Below are 11,053 nucleotides of genomic sequence, written 5' to 3'. Positions count from 1 at the left end.
ATGCCACGCTCACCTCTACGGATATTCACAACCAGACCGAGTACGATGCCAAAGGCCTAGGAGTAAGTGGCGGCGTAAATGTGAAAGGTGGATGGGATGGCAGTGGAAAAAATAAAGAAGGGCGACCAAGCAATAGCGTCAACAAATCAGTTGGCTTTGGGCTAGATAGCGACAAAGACAGCAGCGTGACCAAGAGTGGTGTGAATACTCAAAACATCACCATAACAGAAAGCATTGCCCAGCAGGCACTCACAGGCAAAACAGTAGAACAAGTCAAAGCAGATATCTACACCACAACCAGTACAGAAAATGCGAAGGAGAACAGCGGAGCGATTGCGAATAACTTTGACAAGGACAAAGTACAAAGAGAGATCGGCACACAGATCGCAGTGACGAAGCGGTTTGACGAAAATAGACAGGCAGCCAAACAAGAAGTTAATACTTTATCGGATGCAGCCAAAGAACAATATGAAAAGGGTGAGATTACAGAAGCACAATATCAAGCCAAACGCGAAAATTACAAAAACTTAGGCCTGCTGATCGATACAGTGGCTTCAGGCTTATCCGCTCCGACAAGTTCAGGTCTAGGAATAGCAACCGCGACACTCAGCCCAGCGGAAAGTTATAAGATTGGTCAATATTTCAAAGCACAAGCGAGTAAAAATGCAAATGGGCAACTGACGAGTGGTCAAGAAGCGGCACATATTTTAGCGCATACGGTACTTGGTGCAGCAGTTGCCGCGGCTGGTGGAAATGATGCGTTAACTGCGGGACTTTCAGCAGGAGGAGCAGAGGCAGCGGCACCATTATTATCGAGTTTCCTGTATGGAAAAGAAGCCAAAGACCTTACAGCAGAGCAGAAATCTACGATCAGTTCTATTGTGGGTTTGGCGGGTAGTGCAGTTGGGGCAACAACGGGTGATATTGGTTCTACAGTTCTGAATGGGCAGGTTGCGCAGAATGCGGTGGAGAATAATTTCTTATCCGTTAAAGAAGCTGCCAGAAAGAATGCATTAATTTATAAATCTAAACATGAAGAATTAAGTTCTAATGAAAAAAAAGAATTAGCTGAGATAAATAGAAAAGATAAGGCTCGTGATGAGTTTATAAAGAACGTATGCCAACTTGGGAACGTTTCTTCATCTGCTTGTCAAAGTGCTTTGCAAGCTGCATGGTCTACACAAGCAGATTATAATGCTGATATTGCAAATAACTTAAAAAATAGAGATGTTTACAGTCAAGATGCTAAACATTTAGACCAGCTAGTTCAAGGTTTGAGTCAAGAGCAAGTACTTGGTTTACAGGCTATAGAAAGAATTGCAAAAACGTCAGGTCGTCCAGTAGAAGAAGTTGCCAAAGAATATGATAGAGCTATGGCACTGCATGGAGTTGTAAGTACATTAGCTGGGTTTTATGGCGGGAAGGCAATTTCTGGAGAAAAAGTTAAAAATGGAGGTAGTAGCTTTAATGTTTTAACAGAAGCTGAAAAGCAACGTGTATTGGATAATATAGCCAATAGTAAAGCTGGAAGGGGACCTTCTAATTTTGATACTCATGTAATTAATGAAAAAGTTTCAGCTACAATACCATCTAATATGCAACAATTTCTTATGGAGCATAATACACAAATAGGTTCTAGAAATAGTCAAGGATCAATTGGTGGTTCTCATAATGCTGATTCATTTAATAAAGCACTAGACAGATCAGGATCAGCATTAATTGGAGAAGCGATAACAGATCCTAAGTATCCAGGTCTTAAAACTTATAATTATCAATCTCCTGGGGTTGATAGAGCTGGTAAACCAGATGGAAGTTACAAACGAGTACAGCAAAAAACTGTTTATGATCCAAATATTATTTCTGATAAGCAAATGGTTAGTATGCAAATGCAAGCAGTAAAAAAAGGTGCTGAATCATTTCTAAAAATGCCAGCAAATGAGAGGATGGTAAACGTGAATGTAAATGGCTATGTGTTTAGCGTAACTCGAGATGGAAAGACTGGAAAAATATCAAATGCATTCCCAACCATTCCTAATTCAGATGCACTTAAAACTACTATACCACCACAATATAAATCTAAATAGGGGAGTTTATGATGCAGTATATGATTGAGTGGTTGAGAACTAATCGAAATGATATATTAAAAAAATATCCAGAAGCAGAGCCTGAATTATCTTTTTTCATGGACTATTTTGTTACATCTACTGGAGGGTATACACTTATTAGCATCCTTAAAGATGCTATACGAGGTGAAGGTTATAGCCTCCAAGAAACATCAAGTTATTTCCTTATGAATGATGTAACGGATGAGGGACATGTTATTGATGCAGCGGAATTTTATTTTTATGATGAACTTGATGGTAAAGTGCCATTTAAAGTTTTTGCTTCGGTTTTAGAATTAATAGCATTAGCATATGCTGAGCATAATCTAGAGGAAAAGGAACAAATTATTCATTTAATACCGCGCCTTAAAAAAGTTTATGATATTTGAATAAATATAGTTGTTAAGCTAAGCTCCTATCTGAGTCTGGGATAGGGGCTTAGCTTATGAGAAGAGTACAAATATTTATTAATTTATAGAAAAGAATCTTCTATTTTAATTATTATGAGCTTAGTTCTAGTTAATTTTATACATATTGAGAAATTATAACTTTTTTAGCCAAATATTTTAAATTTGTTGCTCTAACTAGTTGAGCACTGCAAAACAACTTTGACAAGGACAAAGTACAAAAAGAGATCGGCACACAGATCGCAGTGACGAAGCGGTTTGACGAAAATAGACAGGCAGCCAAACAAGAAGTTAATACTTTATCGGATACAGCCAAAGAACAATATGAAAAGGGTGAGCTTACAGAAGCACAATATCAAGCCAAACGGGAAAATTACAAAAACTTAGGCCTGCTGATCGATACAGTGGCCTCAGGCTTATCCGCTCCGACAAGTTCAGGTCTAGGAATAGCAACCGCGACACTCAGCCCAGCAGCCAGTTATGAAGTAGGACAATATTTCAAAGAACAAGCGAATAATAATGCAAATGGACAACTGACGAGTGTTCAAGAAGCGGCTTATTTAGTATCAGTTGCTTCGGGTATTTGTATTGGTGGTAAAATTATTAAAGGAAAAGTATCAGCTAATGTTGATAAAAGATTACCTGTTTCAACACCGACAGTTGCTAATAATGGTTTAATCTATAAATCCAATCCTAAACATACCCTGGGCGGGGAAGGAAATCGACCAAATGCAGGAATTGAGCCAAAAAATTCTCTAGAATTATTTAATAAATCAATTCCTGTTTCTGGGGATTCTAATAAGCGTTATTCTGTTGATTCAAAAGGAAATATTCATAAATTTATTTATGAAGGAACCGGTTCTAATATTTATCATTGGGCAGGACGAACAGGGACAGATCAAAATCCTCAGCAGATAATGAAAGTAAATAAGATTCCAAATGAAGTATTTCAACATTTTGGTATTAATCCTAAGAAGGTAAATAAATAATGATTTTTGGTAATAAAGAAAAATTAGCTCTAGTCATGAATCCAATTAGTTATATAAAAGGAGTGAATGATTATGATTGTCTTTGTGGTTTTTTTATAAATGATAATGATTATATTTCTGAAGTGTCTGTAATGTTTAATGTTCAAAGGCAATCTATTATAGAAGGAGCTTTAAATCATATTGTTGATAATAGTGACTATTACCATATGGATTTGGATGAATGTTTTAAATCTATGCTTTTATATCGCTATTTAAATTTTGTAGCTGAAAGTGAGGGTGAATACAATGATAAGGATTGGATTAATTATGGTTATAATGAATTTGTATATAGTGCCAATTTAGAAAGTAGTTCGTTTGGAGAGGATAGATATGATTTATTTTGTATTGGATATAAAGATGAGATAAGGTTAATTTCTTATAAAATAGCTAATACATATTTCTCTCTAAAAGATTTAGAACAGTATAAAATAAATGAGTGCTTTATTAAGAAAAATGAATTAGAAAAGATAGTTTATGAAATTGAGAATGCAGCTTTTAATTAGAAGGAATATATGATTCTCTTATCTCTACTGAATAGTAAATTAGAGAGTTATGAAGAATAACTTGCATATCGAAAGGGCTTTTTTGCATAAAATGTACCAGCTCAAACCCGATCTGATAGTTACCCAAGTTAATAAATAATTCAATACTACAGGTACTGTCGCAGCTTAAGCACCTAAAATAAATGATTTCCAAAACAGTGTAGCTCAGGCTTTAACTCATACGGGTATGAGTGAAAAAGCAGCGGAAGCTGTTGCAAGTGGTGTAACCAGTTTGACCCTTGCAAGTGCAGGAGTTGCAGCAGGTTTAAATACAGGCAGTACAGCAACAGCCATCAATGTGGATTCAAATAATCGACAGTTACATGTTGATGAAGCTAAGGTACTGAAGAAATTAACAGAAGGGAAAAGCAAACAAGAGCAGGACCGACTAAGGGCAGCGGCTTGCGCACTAGTCAAATGTTCAGAAGGTGTTCCAGAAAGTGATTTGAATTATAAAGGTTTAAAAGCATTTGAAGCATTAGGCGAAACCTACACAAAAGAGAAAAATGCTTTAAAAGCAACTGGGCTATTTACCTATTCGGACTGGGATATAGCAAATGATTTTCGAACAAGTCATGATGAAGCTGTAACAAGAGTAGGAGGTGCAGGAAAGGTAATCACTGGTGGTGTTACAGCAATTGGTGGTAGTGCAGCAGGTGCTGGGCTATGTACCACAGGACTCGGTTGCGCAGTCGGAGCACCATTGGCAGGGGTGAGTGTAGTTGGTGGTGTAAGCACAGCAATAGAAGGAAAAAACCAAGTTTTTGGGGGTTATACGTCTCAAGAAGGGAAAAAAGTCATTGATTCTTATAATCCTAATAGAAAGCAAGAGCTTAGTCAGTTAAGCCAAGATGCTTTGAATGGAGCGGTAGCTGTTGCAGAGGCTGTTTTACTCGGTAAAGTTGGAAAAGAGTTCTCTGCAATTAAGATAAGAAAAGTCGATACACCTATAGTAATTAATAGTAGAGAAGACTGGCAAATTCTTAGCGGTATGCTTACTGATGCTGCTAAAGGCAAAGGCAATTTTGGTATAGGTAAAGCAACAGCAGAACAAGCTAATGTCATGGGTAAAGCGTGGGTTGGAGATGGATACAGAGTTGCAAGTGATGGAAAAACATTAGTCAGTGCTGATGGTTTAAGAACCTATCGTCCTCCTTCTTCAAAAAGTAGTTCTTATGCTGAAACTGGCGTACAGGCTAATTTTGAACAATTGCAGCCTATAAAATATATTGTTAATAAAAAAGAAATTTGGAAGAATAAAGTAATTAGTAATGCACATTTGGATGTAACGAAATGAAACCAGTTTTAAAAGAAATTTATTCTCTAGAAATTGATGAATCCTTAGAAAATTATATTCCAGAAGAAGAGGATAACTTTGAAATTGTTGTAAGATTAATGATAGGTTCTGAAGATAATGATAGTGCTGATTCTTATGATATAACAATCTGTACGCCTAAATGGATACAAGCACGTTGTGATTATGAAAATATTATTTGGGGTAAGAATCTATTAATAGTTTGTAAATATGATTATTCAATGATTTTGAATGGTATTAAAGATAAAATCTATCATATACAAGGTAATAAGTGGCACGATATTGCTATACAAATTAGCAGGTTGGCTGAATGGGAGTATGAGGGGTATCATTAATGCAGTAATCCTCCCATAAAAAATCGAAGTTAAAAGTAGAGGTTAAGTAACCATCAAAGGTGGTTTTCCTCCGTTGGCTTTGTGTGGTCGCTGGTGATTGTAAAACTACAGCCACTTTGTTTGTAATTGTATTTGGTCTTAATGGAAGTGGCGATTATATAATTTGATTATAGACAAGATCTTTAAACAAATAATTCAGCTGTAGTAATTATGTATCATGATAAATTTGTAAAAGATGAAAGTGGTAATCTTAAAATGCTTGCTGTCAAAGTAGCAGATAGTTTTGATGATTTTTCTAAATATGCTACATGAGTAATGTGAAGAATAAATTTAGCCATCACTTGATGGCTTTTTTATTGCTGAGATTCGTATTTGAAGAGCAAAGACAATACTCAAAACATCACCATAACAAAAAGCATTGCCCAGCAGGCACTCACAGGCAAAACCATAGCACAAGCCAAAGCGGACATATACACCACAACCAGTACAGAAAATGCGAAGGAGAACAGCGGAGCGATTGCGAATAACTTTGACAAGGACAAAGTACAAAAAGAGATCGGCACACAGATCGCAGTGACGAAGCGGTTTGACGAAAATAGACAGGCAGCCAAACAAGAAGTTAATACTTTATCGGATACAGCCAAAGAACAATATGAAAAGGGTGAGATTACAGAAGCACAATATCAAGCCAAACGGGAAAATTACAAAAACTTAGGCCTGCTGATCGATACAGTGGCCTCAGGCTTATCCGCTCCGACAAGTTCAGGTCTAGGAATAGCAACCGCGACACTCAGCCCAGCGGCAAGTTATAAGATTGGTCAATATTTCAAAGAACAAGCGAATAATAATCCAAATGGACAACTGACGAGTGGTCAAGAAGCGGCGCATATTCTAGCGCATACGGTACTTGGTGCAGCAGTTGCCGCAGCGGGTGGAAATGATGCGTTGACTGCGGGACTTTCAGCAGGAGCAGCAGAGGCAGCGGCACCAGTATTGTCGAGTTTCTTATATGGAAAAGAAGCCAAAGACCTTACAGCAGAGCAGAAATCTACGATCAGTTCTATTGTAGGTTTGGCGGGTAGTGCAGTTGGGGCAACGACGGGTGATATTGGTTCTACAGTTCTGAATGGGCAGGTGGCTCAGAATGCGGTGGAGAATAATTATCAAACTAAAGCGACGCTTAGGGTTGTTAATAAACAACTTCAAAAATGTAGTCCAAGTGATAGAGGCTGTATCGAGCGAGGAATATCAGCGTTAAGAAAAGCGGATAAAATTTTAGATGATCACTTTAAGACATGTGCACAGACCAATGATGCCTCTTGTGTAAAAAATCATTTAGAGCAAATTCTAGCAAGTGATGCTTCACCTGAAATGAAAGAAACCATTCAGTTACTGAAACAACTTGGCATATCGACAGAAACAATGGGGCTTTTGAATGAGACTACTGAGTACTCACAGAAAGGAACTAAATTAGTTGAAGATGCACGTGCAGGAAAAGATTTAGGTTGTATTAGTGGGACAACTCAAAACTGTATAGCACCAATTCCTGAAAAGACTTTTGGTGGTAAGGTTGGCACTGTAATTAATGATATGACAGTTCGCCAACTTGCAGCTGTTTTAGGAGCAAAATTCGATCCTTTAACTGGTAAGGAAATTACACCAAAAGAAAGGCAAGATGCTAAAGTTGGAATGTTAGGTTTAGGGTTTACCAAGACAGTATCTGGCGTAACACGTCTCAGTGATGATGTATTAATAGCAATTGAAAAACAGTACGGTAAAGAGATTGCCGAACAAATGCTGGGTGGGAATGTATTTTCACCATCATCAAAGAATCCACTTGCTAAGGATGCAATACCAAGAAATACAGATAGACTTGTTTTGGATCAGGGTCAGTCTCCAACTTGTGGGCATAATTCTTGTGCAATGGTTTTGGATACATTGGGTAAGCCTGTAAATGTAGAATCTTTAATTGCTTCGGTAAGACCTACTGAGAAAGGTATTTTATCTAAGGATGTTGCAGATATGCTGAGTAGAAATAAAGTTGAAACTATATTCCTTAATGGACGTACTATCAATGATCTTAGTCGCTATACCGATAAAGGAACCCCAGTTATTGTAAGAATTATTGATTCTAAAAATCCACAAGACTTCTCACATTTTGTTGTAGTGGATGGTATCACCGAAAGGTCAGGGCAAAAAGTGGTTGCAATTCGCGATCCACATGGTAAAAGTTATTTTAGTCCAGTTGAGACTTTTAAGAAAGCGTTTACTGGTGAGGCTATAATTCCAAGGAATTTTAAATAATGTTGCAGGTTCAAGTTAAATTTGTAGATGATCTTCATACAGAAAATATGCTTAAGACAGCACAAATACCGTGCTTATGTAAGATTGCTAAAAATTTTGAGATTGATTTTTTAGTCGCTTATCCTCAAGTTACAGGCATTGTAACAGGTTGGGATTATAAAGAGCTTGCTTTAAGAGTGGGTGCTGGTGCTGGTGGAGAGTATCTTCATTATAACTATGGCTTAATTACTTTATCTAAGCTTGAGAAAGATTTATATATTATTGAAAACTTGTGTATGTTCGAATCAGGAAGTGGATGGCTTCCAGTAGTTGAAAATAGAGAATATAGTCATGTAGCTGAAGTTGAAGAACCAGATTGGTTGAAAAATATGTAGTTTTTATAGAAACCTAGGTATGTACCTCAAGTCTATGTCAAAGCAAGAGTCGGTGATCTAAAAGGAGAGGGTACACTCATCTCAGCGGATTCAATTCAATTGGATGTACAGGGTGACGTATTTAATTCAGGTACCATTGCAGGACGACAAGCCGTTGTTTTAAATGCTGAGAATGTCGAAATACTGAATGGACGAATTCAAGCGAATCAAGTTGGGCTCAATACAAGCATAGATTTAAATATTGTTGGTGGTCAAATTCAAGCTGAATAAGCTGTTGATTTAAATGTAGGACGAAACTTTAACATAGAAAGTTCAACACAGCACAGTGAGAATAAGATCGGAGAAAGTGCCTTTACTTATACAGGTCTTGATCGTGTTGCAGGTGTTTATACCAAAGCACCAACAGAGATTAAATCGAGTGATACTGAAAACCTAAAAACCTCGATTTCAATTCGTGTTGGTGGTGATACGACGATTAAAAGGGCCGAAGTCCTCAACCAAACAGGGCATACTCGTATTGAAAACCAAGGTAATTTGAATATTGGTGGTATAACAACTGAAATTAATAACCGCGGATATGCAGATCAAAATAACTATAATTATAGTAAAAAGCAGCAAGATGTAGGTTCAGTGATTCAAAGTGTCGCTGACACCCGTTTACATGCTGAAAATATCGCAGTGAAAGGTTCACAAGTTTCCAGTGAGCAGGGTTCAACGATACTTTCTGGCCAGCAGGACATTGATATTTCGGAAGGTAGAAATGTCGCAGAAATTGAACAAGCAGCTCAATTTTCTAGTAAGGGGGTATTAAGTAGCAAAGTAGAACAAAAACGTACGCACAAACAAAATGATGAGGCTATTGCTAGCACCATAGATGGCAAACAGGTGATTCTTGATGCCAACAACATCAAGATTCAAGGCAGTCAGGTGGTGTCAGATGAGTTGACCCAAATCCAAGCCAAAGAAAATGTCAGCATTATTGGTGCTGAAAATAAATATCTCAACGAAACGGCACAAAGTGTTAAAAAATCGGGATTGATGTCGAGTGATGGAATTGGCTTTAGTGTTGGTAAAAAGCAAGACACCACTTTACAGACCGGCCAACAACTTACCAATAGTGCCGCTCAGGTGGGCAGCTTAAATGGCAATACCAATATTATTGCAGGTAAGACCTATCAACAAACAGGCAGTACAGTTTCATCGCAAAAAGGTGATGTAAATGTACAGGCACAACAAATCAATGTAGAAGCGGCCAAAGAACAACAAGATAGTCTATACAAACATGAGATGCAGCAGAAAGGTCTGACCATTGCGGTGAATGTACCCGTAGTGACTGCGGTACAAAGTGCGGTTGAGTCGACCAAGCAAGTGGGCCAGAGCAAGAATGATCGTGTGAATGCCATGGCAGCAGCCAATAGTGCATTTGATAGCTACAAGGCAGGTCAGACGTTATCAAAATTAAAAGATATCGCCAGCTCAGGAGGCAATCTTGCAAAAGCGGCGAATGTGAGTGCCACGATGTATAACCAAGCTTTAATCAAGCGAGGAAATATTTCAATATATAGAAGGTCAAGTTACAGTCGGTATTGAAACAGAAGTATCTGCTTCAGGAAGTGCGAATAAAACCAATATCAATGCTAACTATGCTTCGGTACAAGATCAGGCAGGAATATATGCAGGCGATGACGGTTATCAGATCAATGTGAAAAACAATACCGATTTAAAAGGCGCGATCATCACCTCAGACTCACTTGCGGAAACCTTGAATAAAAACAGCCTCAGCACAGGCACGCTCACCTATACGGATATTCACAACCAGACCGAATACGAGGCCAAAGGCCTAGGAGTAAGTGGCGGCGTAAATTTGAAAGGCGGATGGGATGGCAGTGGAAAAAATAAAGAAGGACGACCAAGCAATAGCGTCAACAAATCAGTGGGCTTTGGATTAGACAGTGACAAAGACAGTAGCGTGACCAAGAGTGGTGTTAATACTCAAAATATCACCATAACAGAAACCATTACCCAGCAGGCACTCACAGGCAAAACCACAGCACAAGCCAAAGCGGACATATACACCACAACCAGTACCGAAACCGCAAAAGAGAACAGTGGAGCAATTGCGAATAACTTTGACAAGGACAAAGTACAAAAAGAGATCGGCACACAGATCGCAGTGACGAAGCGGTTTGACGAAAATAGACAGGCAGCCAAACAAGAAGTTAATACTTTATCGGATACAGCCAAAGAACAATATGAAAAGGGTGAGATTACAGAAGCACAATATCAAGCCAAACGGGAAAATTACAAAAACTTAGGCCTGCTGATCGATACAGTGGCGTCAGGCTTATCCGCTCCGACAAGTTCAGGTATAGGAATAGCAACCGCGACACTCAGCCCAGCGGCAAGTTATAAGATTGGTCAATATTTCAAAGAACAAGCGAATAATAATCCAAATGGACAACTGACGAGTGGTCAAGAAGCGGCACATATTCTAGCGCATACGGTACTTGGCGCAGCAGTTGCGGCGGCTGGTGGGGTAATCCCCCCTAAAAATAAAAGGATGTAAAAGTAGAATTTTCTTTTAAGATAGAATCAGGAGATTCTGCATGAAAACCTCTAAATTTACTGACAGCCAAATCATGTCCA

The 11,053-nt window shown here is 38.3% G+C and carries 5 protein-coding genes and 4 pseudogenes; all 9 read left to right on the top strand.

The window, feature by feature from the left end; all coding sequences use genetic code 11:
* Positions 1-5: 5 nt before the first annotated feature.
* Positions 6-2,084: pseudogene (locus L2096_RS14235) on the top strand (VENN motif pre-toxin domain-containing protein); the annotation flags it as partial.
* An 8-nt stretch (positions 2,085-2,092) separates the two neighbouring features.
* The gene (cdiI, locus tag L2096_RS14230) at positions 2,093-2,491 is read left to right on the top strand and encodes a ribonuclease toxin immunity protein CdiI (RefSeq protein ID WP_151839786.1); all 399 of its coding nucleotides are present in this window, start codon (positions 2,093-2,095) and stop codon (positions 2,489-2,491) included.
* Between the two features lie 203 nt (positions 2,492-2,694).
* Positions 2,695-3,078, top strand: a pseudogene (locus tag L2096_RS16180) (VENN motif pre-toxin domain-containing protein); the annotation flags it as partial.
* Between the two features lie 419 nt (positions 3,079-3,497).
* On the top strand, positions 3,498-4,040 hold the full coding sequence (locus tag L2096_RS14220; protein ID WP_250365699.1) for an Imm42 family immunity protein: 543 nt from the start codon (positions 3,498-3,500) through the stop codon (positions 4,038-4,040).
* A 226-nt stretch (positions 4,041-4,266) separates the two neighbouring features.
* Positions 4,267-5,376 (top strand): hypothetical protein, encoded by a 1,110-nt coding sequence (locus tag L2096_RS14215; protein WP_250365698.1) that lies wholly within the window; start codon positions 4,267-4,269, stop codon positions 5,374-5,376.
* The gene (locus tag L2096_RS14210; protein WP_250365697.1) at positions 5,373-5,729 is read left to right on the top strand and encodes an Imm8 family immunity protein; all 357 of its coding nucleotides are present in this window, start codon (positions 5,373-5,375) and stop codon (positions 5,727-5,729) included. The genes L2096_RS14215 and L2096_RS14210 overlap by 4 nt, the downstream gene beginning before the upstream one ends.
* Before the next feature lie 366 nt (positions 5,730-6,095).
* Positions 6,096-8,033, top strand: a pseudogene (locus L2096_RS14205) (cysteine peptidase family C39 domain-containing protein); the annotation flags it as partial.
* Positions 8,033-8,407 (top strand): hypothetical protein, encoded by a 375-nt coding sequence (locus L2096_RS14200; RefSeq protein WP_119690834.1) that lies wholly within the window; start codon positions 8,033-8,035, stop codon positions 8,405-8,407. The pseudogene L2096_RS14205 and the gene L2096_RS14200, both read left to right, overlap by 1 nt.
* A 21-nt stretch (positions 8,408-8,428) precedes the next feature.
* Positions 8,429-10,943, top strand: a pseudogene (locus L2096_RS16175) (hemagglutinin repeat-containing protein); the annotation flags it as partial.
* Positions 10,944-11,053: the final 110 nt, after the last annotated feature.

Origin of the sequence: Acinetobacter sp. ACZLY 512 (assembly GCF_023614015.1) — a bacterium.
GTDB lineage: Bacteria > Pseudomonadota > Gammaproteobacteria > Pseudomonadales > Moraxellaceae > Acinetobacter > Acinetobacter soli.
This window is presented reverse-complemented; position numbering and strand designations above follow the sequence as displayed.